Below are 13,444 nucleotides of genomic sequence, written 5' to 3' on the forward strand. Positions count from 1 at the left end.
ACCGGGGCTATACAGCCAGCCGTCACAGAGGCAAATCGCATCTTTCCCTGTCGTTTCGCGCAATGGCGGGACCAGTCGTAGCAAGGACTCATGAAGAACAACCGCAATTTCAGCAGTTTTGAGGGCGCTGGCCGCCGTCGTGGCACGCGCCTTCCGATCCTGCCCATCATTCTGGTGGTGCTGGTCGTCGCGCTGCTGGCCTTTCTGTGGTCGCGCGGCGGCGAACAGCCGCAGCAGCGGGTCGAGAAGGTCATCCCCGCCGAGAAGCTGGGCCAGTAAAGCCCATGCGCAGGACCGGGGGTAAGGCAAAATGGGCGCTGGGCAGCTTTGCGCTGGCGCTGGCGCTGCCGGTCGTGGCGCAACAGGCACCCGAATCGCTGTTGCCGCCCGGTTTTGGCGACGCACCGGAAGCGCCCGCGCCAACGCCCGCGCGCCCGGCGCCCGGATCGACGCCGGGGCCAGTGGCGGCGCCTGCGCTCAACCCGGCGACGCCGCCCGATCTGGCGCTGGTGCAGGAAGCGGCAGCCAATGCCGCCGAAGAAGAACTGACGCCCGAAGAACTGGCGGCGCAGAAGGCGAAATATGACCTGCCCGACACGGCGCGCCGGTCGCTGGATCGCATCGGCCCGCTGACGCCCGCGACGCGCGGGATGGAGCCGACTGCCTTTGGTGGCCAGTCGGGCAAATATCTGGCCACGCTGATGCAGCAGACCCATGCGCCGATCATGTCGCGCTGGGCCGCGATCCTGCTGCGGCGGACCTTGCTGTCGGCGGTGGATACGCCGCGCGACATTGACGGCGCGGACTGGACGGCGGAACGCGCCTGGCTGCTGCTGCGCATGGGCGAGGCCGATAGCGCGCGGATGATGGTGCAGAGCGTCGATCCCGACCGCTATTCCCCACGTCTCTATGCCATTGCGATGCAGACCTATCTGGCGAGCGCTGACCCGGCGGGGCTGTGCCCGCTGTCGGCAGGCGCGCTGCGCTTCAGCAAGGAGCCGGGCTGGGACATGTCGCGGGCGATTTGTCCGGCTTTGTCGGGCGATCAGGGATCGGCCAGCGGTGCGCTCAATCAGGCGCAGCGGCGGGGCGTCGTGCGTGGCGTCGACTATCGGCTGGCGGAAAAGGTGGTCGGCACCGGTTTCAATGCGCGCCGTTCGGTGAAGATCGAGTGGGACGGGGTGGATCGACTGACCGCCTGGCGCTTTGGCCTGGCGACGGCGCTGAATGTCGAAATTCCCGATACACTCTATGGCACGGTCGGGTCGCATGTACGGGCGTGGGAAGCGCGCGCGCCCGCGCTGGCGGCAGTGCGGCGGCGGACGGCAGTGGAAATTGCGGCGCGGCTGGGGGTATTTTCCAACGCGGCGCTTGTCGGCTTTTATAGCCAATTGGCGGCCGATGGCGATGCACCGACCGAAATAGCCGACCGGATCGACGCGCTGCGCACCGCCTATGCCGGGGCGACGGTGGGTGAGCGGATCGGCGCGATGCAGACATGGTGGCAGGATGGCGCGCGGCCTGACTATGTCGGGCTGATCGCGACGGCGCGCGCGGCGGCGGCGCTGCCGGTGGCGCAGGCCGATGCGCGCGATGCGGCCAATCTGGTCGCGGCGATGATGACTGCGGGTTATGATCGCAACGCGGCGCGCTGGGCGCGGGCGCTGGGGCAAATCAACGGCGATGGCGCTGCACAATTCTGGGGTCTGCTGGCGGTCGGCGCGCCCAGCCCGGTGGTCGAGATCAACGAGGGTCGGGTGTCCGCCTATGTCGGTGAGGCAGGGCCGGAAAAGGGCCGGATGCTGATCGCGGCGCTGGCGGGGCTGGCGCGACTGTCTGCCGATGATGCCGCCAGTATGGCGCAGGATAATGGCGTGAACTTGTCGGCCAACAGCCGCTGGGCGCGCGCGATCGGTGCGGCGGCACAGCGGGGTGAAAAGGGCACGGTGGCGCTGCTGGCGGCGGTGGGGATGCAGGGGAGCGACTGGAATCGCCTGTCGCCGGGGCATCTTTATCATGTCGTCGCCGCGCTTCATCGCGTCGGGCTGGACCCCGAAGCGCGGATGATCGCGGCGGAGGCGATCACGCGGCTTTGATGGGCGAGGATGACGCCCTGATCGACCGCTTTCTGGAGATGATGGCGGCGGAACGGGGCGCGTCGCGCAACACATTGCTGGCCTATCGCGCCGACCTGAATGGTGCAGCGGCGCTGATTGGCGGGCTGGCCGGGGCGAGCAAGGCGGCGCTGGGGACGCTGGCGGGCGAATGGGCGACACTGGCGGCATCGTCGGTCGCGCGCAAGGCGTCGGCGTTGCGGGCCTTTTACGGATTTCTGGAGGAAGAAGGGCTGCGTGCGGATAATCCCGCCAGCGCGCTGCCGCGCCCGGTGATGCGGCGACCCTTGCCCAAGATATTGTCGGGGGCCGAAGTCGATTCGCTGTTCGCGCTGATCGCCGAGCGGCTGGCGGTGGCGCATCCTGCGCCGAACGACCTGCGGCTGTCGGCGCTGATCGAGTTGCTCTATGGCTCCGGCTTGCGCGCGACCGAACTGGTGTCGCTGCCGCGCCGGGCGCTGGCCGCGGACCGGCCCTTCCTGATCCTGAAGGGCAAGGGCGGGCGTGAGCGGCTGGTGCCGATTTCGGACCGGGCGCGCGCTGCGGTCGCAACCTGGCTGGCGCATGTGCCGCCCGATAGCGCCTGGCTGTTTCCATCGGGGAAAAGCTATCTGAGCCGCATCCGCCTCTACCAGATCGTCAAGGCGCTGGCGGGTGCGGCGGGAATTGCGCCCGAACGGGTCAGTCCGCATGTGCTGCGCCATGCCTTTGCCACCCATTTGCTGGAGGGCGGGGCGGATCTGCGCGCGCTCCAGTCGATGCTGGGCCATGCCGATATCGGCACGACGCAAATCTACACCCATGTCGATAGCCGGCGACTGGTCGAACTGGTCAACAGCCGCCATCCATTGGGGCAGATGGTGCCGAAAATGCCGCAGCCGCGCGTTGACGACGACGCATCATCGCCCTAACGCCATGCGCCATGGTCAGCTTTCTGGAATTTGAAAAGCCCGTTGCCGAACTGGAAGCGCGCATTGTCGAACTGCGCGCCACTGCCAGCGTCGGTGACATCAATATCGACGGCGAGATCGCGACGCTGGAGCAGCGCGCGGCGAAGATGCTGGGCGACACCTATGCCAAGCTGACGCCCTGGCAAAAGACGCAGGTGGCGCGCCACCCCGAACGCCCGCACTTCAAGGATTATGTCGCGGGCATGTTCGACAATTTCCTGCCGCTGGCGGGCGACCGCGCCTTTGCCGACGATCAGGCGATTTTGGGCGGCTTTGCAACGCTGGGCGATCGTCGGGTGATGGTGATCGGCCATGAAAAGGGTGACGATACCGCCAGCCGGGTGCGACACAATTTCGGCATGGCCAAGCCTGAGGGCTATCGCAAGGCGATCCGCCTGATGGAACTGGCCGACCGGTTCGGGCTGCCGGTGGTGACTTTGGTGGATACGTCAGGCGCTTTCCCCGGTGTGCAGGCTGAGGAACGCGGTCAGGCCGAGGCGATTGCGCGTTCGACCGAGGCGTGCCTGAAGCTGGGCGTGCCGATGGTGGCGGCGGTGGTGGGCGAAGGCGGGTCGGGCGGCGCGATCGCGCTGGCGGCGGCCAATCGCGTGCTGATGTTTGAACATGCGGTCTATTCGGTGATTTCGCCCGAAGGCTGTGCGTCGATCCTGTGGCGCACCGCCGACAAGGCCAGCGACGCGGCGACGGCGATGCAGGTGACGGCGCAGCATCTGAAGAATCTGGGCGTGATCGATACGATCGTGCCGGAGCCGGTGGGCGGCGCGCATCGTGATCCGGTGGAGGCGATTGCCAGCCTGGGCGCGGCGATCGAGGCGGAACTGGTGGCGATGGACGGCATGGACCCGCTGGCGCTGCGCACCGACCGGGCGGACAAATTTCTCGCCATCGGTGCCTGACGGACGCTTGACGGGGAACGCTCCGGCCCCTCTTCTCGTTACGATGAGGTAACAGAGGAGGAGAATAGCGGATGATCTGGAAACTGTCGCTGGCGTGCGCGGGTGTGGGCATGGCTGCGCTCATGGCAGCGCCCGCCGTGGTCGGTCAGCAGCGCGCGATACGTACCGTGTCGTCGATCAGCGCGCAGGACAAGGCGAGCGGGGCCAAGCAGCATCCTGAACTGCTCAAGGAATTTGGCGGCCCTTATGCGGGACCGCAGGCGCGCTATGTAGAGAGTGTAGGACGCCGCATTTCGGTGCAATCCGGTCTTTCCAATGCGCAGAGCGATTTTACCGTCAGCCTGCTCAATTCACCGGTCAACAACGCCTTCGCGATTCCGGGCGGCTATGTCTATGTCACGCGCCAGTTGATGGCGCTGATGAATGACGAGGCGGAACTGGCCGGGGTGCTGGGGCATGAAGTGGGCCATGTCGCGGCGCGCCATGGCCAGCGGCGGCAACAGGCGGCGCAGCGCAATGCGATTGGCGGGGCTTTGCTGGGGGTGCTGACAGGTGCGTTGCTGGGTGATTCGGGCTTTGCCGGGCTGATCCAGAAGGGGATTGGCACCGGCAGCCAGTTGCTGACGCTGAGATTCTCCCGCACGCAGGAATATGAGGCGGATGATCTGGGTATCCGTTACCTGGCGTCGGGTGGTTATGATGCGCGGGCGCTGTCGGGGATGCTGGCGTCGCTGGCGGCGCAGAGCAATCTGGACGCGCGCGTTGCAGGCAGCGCGCGGACGATGCCCGAATGGGCCAGCACCCATCCCGACCCCGCGTCCCGCGTGGCGCGTGCGGCCAAGGGCGCGGCCGGCAGCGGATCGAAGAGCGTGGTGCGGAATCGCGATGCTTTCCTTAATGCGCTCGACGGGCTGCTCTATGGTGACGATCCCCGGCAGGGGGTGATAGACGGGAATCGCTTCCGCCATCCCGACCTGCGCCTGACCTTCACCGCGCCGACCGGCTTTGGCATGGAAAATGGTGCGGATGCGGTGTCGGTGACCGGATCGGGCGGGCAGGCGCAATTTGGCGCGGCGGCATATTCGGGCAATCTGGCGGTCTATATCGACAGCGTGTTTGCCAAGCTTGGTGGAGCCAATGGCAGCGTGCCTGCGGGTGAGGTCAGCCGGACCAGCGTGAACGGCTTGCCTGCCGCCTGGCGCACGGTACGCGCCAACAGCCAGTCGGGCGCGGTGGATGCGACCGTGTTCGCGTATGATTTTGGCGGCGGGAAAGCCTATCATTTCCTGCTGTTGACCGCGGCTGGGCAGGGCATCGGCCCGTTCAACGCGATGGTCCAGTCGGTCCAGCGCCTCTCGCCCCAGGAAGCGACGGCAATCAAGCCGCGCCGGGTCGATGTGGTGACGGTGAAGGCGGGCGACAGCGTCCAGTCGCTCAGCCGTCGCATGGCCTATAGCGACTATCAGCTGGAGCGGTTCCTGACGATCAACGCGCTGGCCGCCAATGCGTCATTGCGACCGGGGCAGCGGGTAAAGATCGTGACCTGGTGAGAAAGAATAATTGGCGTTGAGTGGGCCGATTTCGGCGCGGGATATGCCGATTGCATAGTCGCCAAACGAAAAGGGGCGGCGAAGTTGCCTTCGCCACCCCTCTGGTTCGACAATGTGTCGGGCTTACTTGAGGTTGCCCGAAACGTTGTTGAAGGTGCTGCCGAGCTTGGTGCCCAGGCTGGTCATCGCGCCAATGGCGGCGACGGCGATCAGAGCCGCGATCAGGCCATATTCAATGGCGGTCGCGCCCTTGTCGTTCTTCAGCATCTTACGGATGAACTGCATGTGATGTCTCCCTATCTTGAAACTGCGTTTAACTACCCGGCCGCCCCGCTTGAATAAATGTGGTCAGCAAGGATTGGATTAGGTGATGTCGGTTGAAAAACCGTTAATGGGAAGCACGTAGCTGTCAGATATTGATAGTTAACGCGACGTTACTTCATTGGACACGTTGTTCCACATGCCCGTTGTCTTGTTGGCCACATTGGTCAGCGCTGTGATCATCGCGAGAACGACCATCGCGATGATGAGGCCATATTCGACTGCCGTTGCACCGCGTTCGCATCGCGCAAGCCCCAGACGGGCGATGATTTCGATGATCCCGCGCATATGGTCCCCAGTTCACTACAGACAGTCCCCGATAGACCTGTAAAAGACCCACGGTTAACAAAGCCCTTTCAACGGACCTTTATGGACAGTTTTTCGCCTTTATGGGTGGCGGCCGCCGCCCTGATCGACGCGGATGGCCGTGTTCTTGTGCAGCAACGGCCACCTGGCAGGGCGATGGCGGGGCTGTGGGAGTTTCCGGGTGGCAAGCTGGAGCCGGGTGAAACGCCCGAAGCGGCGCTGATCCGTGAACTGGAAGAGGAACTGGGCATTCGCACGCATGCGAGTTGCCTGGCACCCGCGACCTTCGCCAGCGAACCGCTGGGCGACAAGCATTTGCTGCTATTGCTCTATGTCTGTCGTAAATGGGAAGGGGTGGCGCAGGCGCGCCATGCCACGGCACTGCAATGGGTGCGCCCGGCGCAGATGTATGGGCTGGACATGCCGCCCGCCGACCTGCCGCTGATCGGGATATTGGAAGCGCTGCTATAGGCGGGAGGGGTTGTGCCCCTCCCGGTCGCGCTCGTCAGCCCTCGGCGGCTTTGCTCTGGAGCTGGATATAATTCTGGATGCCCATGCGTTCGATCATTTCAAACTGGGTTTCCAGCGTGTCGATATGCTCTTCCTCGCTTTCGAGGATATATTGGAACAGGTCGCGGGTCACATAGTCGCGAATCGATTCGCAATAGGCGATGCCGTCCTTGAGCGGTGGCAGGGCTTCATATTCGAGCGCAAGGTCGGCCTTCAGGATTTCCTCGACCGTCTCGCCGATCTTGAGGCGACCCAGCAGCTGGAAATTGGGCAGGCCGTCGAGAAAGAGGATGCGCTCCGCCAGCTTGTCGGCGTGCTTCATCTCGTCGATCGATTCCTCATATTCAAATTTGGCGAGCTTTTCGACGCCCCAATGGTTGAGGATGCGATAGTGGAGGAAATATTGGTTGATCGCGGTCAGCTCATTTTTGAGCACCTCGTTCAGATAGTCGATGACCTTCGGGTCGCCTTTCATGGCGGATACTCCGGCTGGGGGGAAATGCCGCCGGACTATAGGCTGTAGGATCGCCGCTGTTAAGCTGAAAAGCCTTGGAATTCCGCCACTTCATCGCGCGCTATTGCGTCGGCTTCGCGAGTCTTTCGTGCGGATGATTTGCAGTCTTGTCAGGCGGACGCACGCTCTGCGGCGATGATCGTGCGGGCGAAGGGGACGCACTGGCCACATTTGGGACGGTGGCCGAAGCGCGCATAGGCGCTGCACGGCGTATCCGCGCCGTCACGCACGGCTTCCTTCAAATCCTTTTCACGAATGGCATTGCAGATACAGACGACCATCGAGACACTCTCCTGTTGGGACAGAGATAGCGCAGATGATAATAGGTCGCAATAGTATTCAGCTGCTCTTGCGAATCTTTTGCGGTTGGCCGCGGATCAGACTGCGCCAGAGCCATTCGACCGGCCCAAGCGCGAATCGCGAGAGCCAGAGCGGCGACCAGAGCAGCATCAAGCCCCAGGCCCCCAGCACGAAGGGCAGCAGCAAGCCGGGCCGGACATGGCCGAACAGGCCCATCCCCCAGCCGTAGAAAAGTGCGGTCATCAACAGGCTGGACCCCAGATAATTGCTGAGCGCCATCCGCCCGGTGGCGGACAGGCGCGCGACGAGGGGATGGTCGCGATGGCGCGCGAGCAGCCAGAGGATGAGTGCAGCCCAGCCGACGGCAAGCGGGATGCGGAAGGGGAAGGACCAGAGCAGGACAGTGCCGAATGCGGGAAGCGGGGCAAAGCCGCTGGCGATGATCCAGATGGCAAGGCCGATCATGGGCGGCAGGCCGATGAGGAAGCAGTGGCGCGCGGTGCGCCAATATTGATCGGCGGGCCAGCGCCCGGTGAGAAAGCCGCCCTTCAGCATCGCCATGCCGAGCAGCATGAAGCCCAGCACATCGAACCCGGTGAACATGAAACCCCACAGCCATTCACCGGGGAAGGCGGTGAGCTTGTGCGAGAGGATCGCGCCGAAGCCGCCGCGATAGGTGGCGATGTCCGCGCGGACGCCGGGGCTGGCAGGATCGGCCATGGTCGCCATGAAGGTCGCAAAACCATCGCGCGTGGCGGCGCTGGCGTCGGGCAGGGCGGCGGCATGGCCCCAGGCGTAGAGGGTGGCGATGAAGGCGGCGCAGAGCAGGAAGTGGAGAAGGAATATCAGGAAGGCGCTCTTGACCAGTGCCATCGGTTCCTGCCGCACGAATTGCAGCGCGGCGAGGCTGACGATCGCGTAGATCGCCAATATGTCGCCCCACCAGAGTAGCAGATAATGGGCCATGCCGATGACCAGCAGCCAGCCAGCGCGGATCATCTGGCTGCGGCGACCATCGCGCCCGGCCATCTCCTCCCGGTCGATCAGCAGCAGCATCGACGCGCCGAACAGCATGGCGAACAGGCCGCGCATCTTGCCGTCGAACAGGATCAGGCTGCTCATCCAGAAGGCGATGTCGCCGGTGCCGAGCGATCCCGATGCCGCCGGGTTGAAATAGGCCGACTGAGGCAGGGCGAAGGCGGTGATGTTCATCCACAGGATGCCCATCACCGCGCAGCCGCGCAGCACGTCCATGGCGGGAATGCGGGGGGAGGCGATCATGGACTTACCCATGAAGGGGACTGGTCAGCGGCGCAAGCCTCTGCCAAGGCGCGTAGCCATGATTGATGGCTCCAGGCAATGGCGCAAGCAACGGATCAGCGACGCCTTCGGCGCGGCGGCGGCGCATTATGATGATCATGCCGGGCCGCAGCGGCAGGCGGCCGCGCTGGTGGCGGAACTGGCGCAGCGACAGAAGCCCGACGGGGTTGGGCGGATATTGGAGATTGGCTGCGGCACCGGTTTTCTGACGCGCGACGTGCAGGCGCGCTGGCCGGGCGCGGAGATGGTGGTGACCGACCTGTCGCCAGGCATGCTGGAACAGGCGGCGTCGGCGGGCCATGTGGCGGGGCGGTTCCTGACGATGGACGGGGAAGCGCCGATCTTTGAAGGGCCGTGGTTCGACCTGATTGTGTCCAGTCTGGCGTTCCAGTGGTTCGATGATCTGGGCAGCGGGATTATACGGCTGGCGGGGCTGTTGCGGCCGGGCGGAAGCCTGATCTTTTCGACCATGGGGCAGGGGAGTTTCGCGCGCTGGCGGGCGGCCCACGCGCAATGCGGGCTGGTGGCGGGTGTGCCGGACTATCCGACGCTGGACGGGCTGCGCGCGATGCTGGCGGGGTTTGGCGATGCGTTTGCGTTTGACGAGGATTATGCGCTGGATTGCGGCGGGGCGCGGGGGCTGATCGCGCATTTGCGCGGGATTGGCGCGGTGGTGCCGGGCGAAGGGCGCGCGCCGCTATCGCCGGGGGATTTGCGACGGGTGATGGCAGCGTTTGAGGCCGGGGGTGGCGGGGATGCGTATCAGGTGCTGTTCGGGCGGGTGACGCGATCAGCGCGCTGATTTGCGGATCATGAGTTTGAGGCCGGACCAGATGGCGTCGACGGCGCACACCTTGACATCGACCAGATCGGTCGCGGGCAGGATGACGGCGCGGATCACATCCTCGGTAATGTCGGTCGGGACTTTGGACGCCTTTTTGGGCCAGCTGATCCACAGGAAGCCGGTGGGCGCGAGCAGCGGACGGAGCGCGGCGATCTTTGCGGTCATGTCGGCGCGATCGGTGACGAAAATATGGGCGGCGTCGATCGGCGCTTGCGGGGCGGGGAGACGGATGACGGCGGCGTCGGCGAGTTCGGCTTCGACGGACGGCGGCATGGCGTCCCACCAGGCGCGCAGGCCGGGCTTGAGGCTGAGCTTTTTGGCCAGAGGGGTGGTGGAGTAGCCGGTGGTCATGAGGTGCGCTCCCGAACATAGGCGACGATCGCGTCGGCGGTGGTTGCGGGGTCGTTTAGCACATCGGCGGCGGGGATGCGGAGCAGGGTGACGCCCTAATCGTGCAGCCAAGTCTCGCGGGTCGCGTCGCGGGCGGGGCGGTCACCCATGTCATGGGCTGCGCCCTCAATCTCTATGCCCAGCTTTGCGGAGGGTGCGTAGAAATCGAGGATATAGGGGCCGATCGGATGCTGGCGGCGGATTTTGATGCCTTGCGGTTGGCCTTTGAGCAATCGCCAGAGCAGGGTTTCGGGGAGGGAGAGATTCTGGCGGAGGGCGCGGGCTTTGGCGACGGTGCGTGGAGTCGTTGCGCGCGCCATTGACCCCACCGTCAGCGCTTCGCGCTGTTCAACGGAGTCACGTGCCTCCGTTGAACTCCCCATCGCTGCGCGACAGGGAGGATCGAAGAAAGGGAAGATCCTCCCTGTGCCGAAGGCATGGGGGAGGTGGCAGCCGCGCAAGCGGCTGACGGAGGGGCTATTTCCCCTCCCTGTCGTCAAAGTTCGCTGTCCATCAGCTTGGGGAAGAAGCCTTCATGCGCGGCGCGCAGGTCGGTGAGGGGGACGCCCGCTACTGCCGATCCGCCGGTTGTGCCGATGCGGACTGCGCCGGGAATGTCGTTGCCTTGCGGCGCAGTGACGACGTAGCGACCCTGATCCTCGCCAAAGGCGGAGGCTGTGGTGAGGGCGCTGTCGAGTTGTGCGCCGATCTTGCCCGCCAGCGCCATTTCCGCGATCGTGACGATCAGGCCGCCGTCTGAAATATCATGCACGGCATTGACGGTGCCAGCGGCAACGAGCGCGCGGATGATATCTGCATTGGCGCGTTCTGCCGCCAGATCGACCTTGGGTGCTTCGCCAGCTTCACGACCGGCGATTTCGCGCAGCCAGATCGACTGGCCCAGATGCGTGCCTTCGCCGCCGATCAGCCAGATGGCGTCGCCCTCAGCCTTGAACGCGACCGTCGCCATCCCGTCCACATCGGCCAGCAAGCCGATCCCGCCGATCGCAGGGGTCGGCAAAATCGCGCTGCCACCGCCGGTGGCCTTGCTTTCATTGTAGAGCGACACGTTGCCGCTCACGATCGGGAAGTCCAATGCGCGGCAGGCGTCGCCCATGCCGTCGAGGCAGCCGGTCAGCTGGGCCATGATTTCGGGGCGCTGGGGGTTGGCGAAGTTGAGACAGTTGGTGACGGCTAAGGGTGTTGCGCCGACCGCGGACAGGTTGCGATAGCATTCGGCGATCGCCTGCTTGCCGCCTTCATAGGGGTCGGCATAGCAATAGCGCGGAGTGCAATCGGTGCTGATCGCGATACCCTTGTTGCTGCCATGGACTCGGACGACAGCCGCGTCGCCGCCGGGGCGCTGGACGGTGTCGGCACCGACCATGTGGTCATATTGTTCCCAGATCCAGCGGCGGCTGGCGATGTCGGGGCTGCCCATGAGTTTGAGCAGGTCCGCGCCGATGTCGGTGGATTGCGCGATGTCGCCGAGCGGCTTGACGCCCGACCATGCCTTATAGTCGTCCACCGGCATCGAGGGGCGATCATAGAGCGGGGCATCGTCGGCGAGCGGGGCGAGGGGAATGTCGCACACGGTTTCGCCATGATGGACGAGGACCATGCGGCCCGTGTCGGTGACGGTGCCGATGATCGCGAAATCCAGTTCCCATTTGTGGAAGATCGCTTCGGCAAAGGCTTCGCGGCCGGGCTTCAAGACCATCAACATGCGCTCCTGCGATTCGGAGAGCATCATTTCATAGGCGGTCATGCCGGTTTCGCGCTGCGGCACGGCGTCCATGTTGAGGAGGAGACCGACGCCGCCCTTGCTGGCCATTTCGACGCTGGAGGAGGTGAGGCCCGCCGCGCCCATATCCTGAATCGCGACGATGGCGTCGGACGCCATGAGTTCAAGGCATGCCTCGATCAGCAGCTTTTCGGTGAAGGGGTCGCCGACCTGCACGGTAGGGCGCTTGGCGTCGGCGTCGTCGCCGAAATCGGCGCTGGCCATGGTCGCGCCATGGATGCCGTCACGGCCGGTCTTAGAGCCGACATAGACGATGGAGTTGCCGACGCCGGATGCGGCGCTGTAGAAAATCTTGTCGGTGTCGGCAATGCCCACGGTCATCGCGTTGACCAGGATATTGCCGTCATAGGCGGGGTGGAAGTTGACCTCGCCGCCCACGGTGGGAACGCCGACGCAATTGCCATAACCGCCGATGCCGCGCACCACGCCGCTGATCAGATGGCGCATCTTGGGGTGATCGGGGCGACCGAAGCGCAGGGCGTTCATGTTGGCGATGGGGCGCGCGCCCATGGTGAACACGTCGCGCAAAATGCCGCCCACGCCGGTCGCCGCGCCCTGATAGGGTTCGATATAGGAGGGGTGGTTGTGGCTCTCCATCTTGAAGATCGCCGCCTGCCCATCGCCAATGTCGACCACGCCGGCATTTTCACCGGGGCCGCAGATGACCTGCGGGCCGGTGGTCGGCAGCTTCATCAGGTGGATCTTCGAGGATTTATAGGAGCAATGCTCCGACCACATGACCGAGAATATGCCGAGTTCGGTAAGGTTCGGCTCACGACCGATCGCTTTCAATACGCGGTCATATTCTTCCGGGCTGAGGCCATGTTCGGCGACGATTTCCGGGGTGATGTGGGGAGCGGTGCTGGACATGAGCGCGCCTTTAGCGGGGCCACGCGGGATTCACAATGGTGGGTGTGGGGTGTCGGATGCAGCAATGCCGTCGAACCCGCTCTTCCAACTTCGCCCAGCCGGCAAGCTGGCGAGGCTTCGTATCCTTCTCCCCGGCGGCGAGAAGGTGGGGACAAGAAAAAGGCCGGACCTTTGGGGAAAGGTCCGGCCTGGAAGAAGAGGAAGGCGCGCGCGTCTTAGACGTGGCAGGCCTGTGCGCCCTTGCCGGGCACGGTGATGGTCACGTCGTCGCCCGCGCCGCTGACTTCAAAGCCTTCGGCGGTGAAGGGCTGGCCGACTTCGGCGGCCTTGAGCGTGGTGGCGGTGCCGCCCTTTTCGGTGCGCAGCTGGGCCGTCTTGTCGTCGCTCATATAGTCGACGAAGATCAGGCTGTTATCCTTGCAACGATACTGCTTGTTGGCCTTGACCGACGGCGGCAGCTCGACCGGCGCGGCATTGGCCAGTTCAGCAGCCATCGGATCGGCAGGGCCGCCCACGACTTCAGGTTCATCATTCTTGTTGCAGGCGGCCAGCAAGCTGAGCGAGGCAACGGCGATAAGGGGGAGATAAAATTTCATAGCGGTCCTTCTATGTGCACCTGCAACATGATGCGTCAACGCAAAACTGCCCATAATCCACCATCGCTATCATATGACGTCATGACGGCACGATGACAGTCATGAAAGCTGGCAGGAAAGCCGGTGTGATGGCTTGAC

At 64.5% G+C, this 13,444-nt stretch carries 16 protein-coding genes; 7 read left to right on the forward strand and 9 right to left on the reverse strand.

Going from position 1 to position 13,444, the window contains the following annotated elements; translation table 11 throughout:
• Window positions 1-90 precede the first annotated feature (90 nt).
• The 5 genes from EBBID32_RS09385 to EBBID32_RS09405 all read left to right on the forward strand — a co-directional run bounded on the left by EBBID32_RS09385 (window position 91) and on the right by EBBID32_RS09405 (window position 5,531).
• Window positions 91-279, forward strand: a complete 189-nt coding sequence (locus EBBID32_RS09385; protein WP_006954717.1) for a hypothetical protein — start codon at window positions 91-93, stop codon at window positions 277-279.
• A 5-nt stretch (window positions 280-284) separates the two neighbouring features.
• The gene (locus EBBID32_RS09390; RefSeq protein ID WP_006954719.1) at window positions 285-2,096 is read left to right on the forward strand and encodes a hypothetical protein; all 1,812 of its coding nucleotides are present in this window, start codon (window positions 285-287) and stop codon (window positions 2,094-2,096) included.
• Window positions 2,096-3,025: a tyrosine recombinase gene (locus EBBID32_RS09395; protein ID WP_037489996.1), complete on the forward strand. Its 930-nt coding sequence runs from the start codon at window positions 2,096-2,098 to the stop codon at window positions 3,023-3,025. Before EBBID32_RS09390 ends, EBBID32_RS09395 begins: the two co-directional genes overlap by 1 nt.
• An 11-nt stretch (window positions 3,026-3,036) precedes the next feature.
• On the forward strand, window positions 3,037-3,981 hold the full coding sequence (locus EBBID32_RS09400; RefSeq protein ID WP_006954723.1) for an acetyl-CoA carboxylase carboxyltransferase subunit alpha: 945 nt from the start codon (window positions 3,037-3,039) through the stop codon (window positions 3,979-3,981).
• Window positions 3,982-4,052: 71 nt separating this feature from the next.
• On the forward strand, window positions 4,053-5,531 hold the full coding sequence (locus tag EBBID32_RS09405) for a M48 family metalloprotease (RefSeq protein WP_006954730.1): 1,479 nt from the start codon (window positions 4,053-4,055) through the stop codon (window positions 5,529-5,531).
• 123 nt (window positions 5,532-5,654) lie between these two features.
• On the opposite strand, the gene EBBID32_RS09410 is transcribed toward EBBID32_RS09405, so the two are convergent.
• Together EBBID32_RS09410 and EBBID32_RS09415 are read right to left on the reverse strand one after the other, a co-directional pair.
• Window positions 5,655-5,816, reverse strand: a complete 162-nt coding sequence (locus EBBID32_RS09410) for a Flp family type IVb pilin (RefSeq protein WP_006954731.1) — start codon at window positions 5,814-5,816, stop codon at window positions 5,655-5,657.
• Between the two features lie 138 nt (window positions 5,817-5,954).
• Window positions 5,955-6,140 carry a Flp family type IVb pilin gene (locus EBBID32_RS09415; RefSeq protein ID WP_006954732.1) on the reverse strand — a complete coding sequence of 62 codons (186 nt, stop codon included), beginning with the start codon at window positions 6,138-6,140 and terminating at the stop codon, window positions 5,955-5,957.
• An 81-nt stretch (window positions 6,141-6,221) separates the two neighbouring features.
• On the opposite strand from EBBID32_RS09415, the gene EBBID32_RS09420 reads away from it, so the two are divergent.
• Complete coding sequence (locus EBBID32_RS09420) at window positions 6,222-6,629, forward strand: (deoxy)nucleoside triphosphate pyrophosphohydrolase (protein ID WP_006954733.1); 408 nt, start codon at window positions 6,222-6,224, stop codon at window positions 6,627-6,629.
• Between the two features lie 34 nt (window positions 6,630-6,663).
• Here the strand turns inward: EBBID32_RS09420 and bfr are convergent, their stop codons facing one another.
• The 3 genes from bfr to EBBID32_RS09435 form a co-directional block, all read right to left on the reverse strand.
• Window positions 6,664-7,143 (reverse strand): bacterioferritin, encoded by a 480-nt coding sequence (gene bfr, locus EBBID32_RS09425; RefSeq protein WP_006954734.1) that lies wholly within the window; start codon window positions 7,141-7,143, stop codon window positions 6,664-6,666.
• 149 nt (window positions 7,144-7,292) lie between these two features.
• Window positions 7,293-7,463: a (2Fe-2S)-binding protein gene (locus EBBID32_RS09430; protein WP_006954746.1), complete on the reverse strand. Its 171-nt coding sequence runs from the start codon at window positions 7,461-7,463 to the stop codon at window positions 7,293-7,295.
• 58 nt (window positions 7,464-7,521) lie between these two features.
• A complete protein-coding gene (locus EBBID32_RS09435; RefSeq protein WP_006954747.1) occupies window positions 7,522-8,763 on the reverse strand; it encodes a DUF418 domain-containing protein in 1,242 nt (413 codons plus the stop codon).
• A gap of 58 nt (window positions 8,764-8,821) precedes the next feature.
• Between EBBID32_RS09435 and EBBID32_RS09440 the strand changes: the two genes are divergently transcribed.
• Window positions 8,822-9,604: a methyltransferase domain-containing protein gene (locus EBBID32_RS09440; protein WP_006954749.1), complete on the forward strand. Its 783-nt coding sequence runs from the start codon at window positions 8,822-8,824 to the stop codon at window positions 9,602-9,604.
• Here the strand turns inward: EBBID32_RS09440 and EBBID32_RS09445 are convergent.
• The 4 genes from EBBID32_RS09445 to EBBID32_RS09460 all read right to left on the reverse strand — a co-directional run bounded on the left by EBBID32_RS09445 (window position 9,593) and on the right by EBBID32_RS09460 (window position 13,306).
• Window positions 9,593-9,997 (reverse strand): hypothetical protein, encoded by a 405-nt coding sequence (locus EBBID32_RS09445; RefSeq protein WP_006954750.1) that lies wholly within the window; start codon window positions 9,995-9,997, stop codon window positions 9,593-9,595. The two genes, EBBID32_RS09440 and EBBID32_RS09445, sit on opposite strands and share 12 nt — an antisense overlap.
• A gap of 95 nt (window positions 9,998-10,092) precedes the next feature.
• Window positions 10,093-10,356, reverse strand: a complete 264-nt coding sequence (locus EBBID32_RS09450) for an endonuclease domain-containing protein (RefSeq protein ID WP_006954752.1) — start codon at window positions 10,354-10,356, stop codon at window positions 10,093-10,095.
• Window positions 10,357-10,532: 176 nt separating this feature from the next.
• Complete coding sequence (gene purL / locus EBBID32_RS09455; protein WP_006954754.1) at window positions 10,533-12,710, reverse strand: phosphoribosylformylglycinamidine synthase subunit PurL; 2,178 nt, start codon at window positions 12,708-12,710, stop codon at window positions 10,533-10,535.
• A gap of 215 nt (window positions 12,711-12,925) precedes the next feature.
• A complete protein-coding gene (locus tag EBBID32_RS09460; RefSeq protein ID WP_006954757.1) occupies window positions 12,926-13,306 on the reverse strand; it encodes a hypothetical protein in 381 nt (126 codons plus the stop codon).
• Window positions 13,307-13,444: the final 138 nt, after the last annotated feature.

Origin of the sequence: Sphingobium indicum BiD32 (assembly GCF_000382885.1) — a bacterium.
Classification (GTDB): domain Bacteria; phylum Pseudomonadota; class Alphaproteobacteria; order Sphingomonadales; family Sphingomonadaceae; genus Sphingobium; species Sphingobium japonicum_C.